Source organism: Tenacibaculum soleae (assembly GCF_030549005.1).
Taxonomy (GTDB): Bacteria; Bacteroidota; Bacteroidia; order Flavobacteriales; family Flavobacteriaceae; genus Polaribacter; species Polaribacter soleae.
The window spans coordinates 1-696 of the sequence record NZ_JAUOSW010000036.1 but is presented as its reverse complement, the minus strand read 5'-3'; the positions used below and the strand labels follow the sequence as shown (position 1 = coordinate 696).

The following is a 696-nucleotide window of genomic DNA, read 5'->3' as shown; positions in this document are numbered from 1 at the left end:
CGTTGGCAACAATTAAACACTAAAATGAAATTAGAATATATATTAGAAGAAAAAGATTTTATTGACTATCATTTATTTGCAATGTCTGAAAATAAAAAAGCAGGAAAAATAATGGCTACAACCAAATTTATTCTGGTTGGACTTTTTCTTTTTATTGGAATAAATATGTATAATAAGAATAATATTGAGTTTGCAATTATACTTGGAATTATAGCAATTTTGACTTTTATCTTTTTCAATAAATTGTATAAATCTAAATTAAGAAAACATTTTTCAAAGATTGTTAAGAATAGTTACGCAAAAAGAATCGGAGAAAAAGAAACAATGGAATTTAACTCTGAATATTTAATTACGGAAGACAAAACTGGAGAAGGGAAAACCAAAATTTCTGAAATTGAAAAAATTGATGAAACTCAAAATAATTTTTTCATTAAACTATCAAACGGATCATCCTTTATTGTTTCTAAAAAAGGTGTCAATAATTTAGAATTGATTAAGAAAAATTGGAAAGAACTGAATATTCCGATTTCTGAAAATTTAAATTGGGAATGGAAATAAAAAACTGTTGCCAACAACGTATATAAAAAATTGCTATTTTGGGCTAAATTTAAAGGTCGTTGCACGTTTGCTACGTCTGATTTTCCTTCGGAAAATCCTCGCACGCAAACACGCAACTTTCCATATACAAAACCGTTG

General features: G+C 26.7%; 1 protein-coding gene. It reads left to right on the top strand.

Annotated features, from left to right (window positions below; genetic code table 11):
• Positions 1–558 (top strand): YcxB family protein (locus tag Q4586_RS13985; protein WP_303530015.1); only part of this gene is annotated, 558 nt, incomplete at its 5' end.
• Positions 559–696 lie beyond the last annotated feature (138 nt).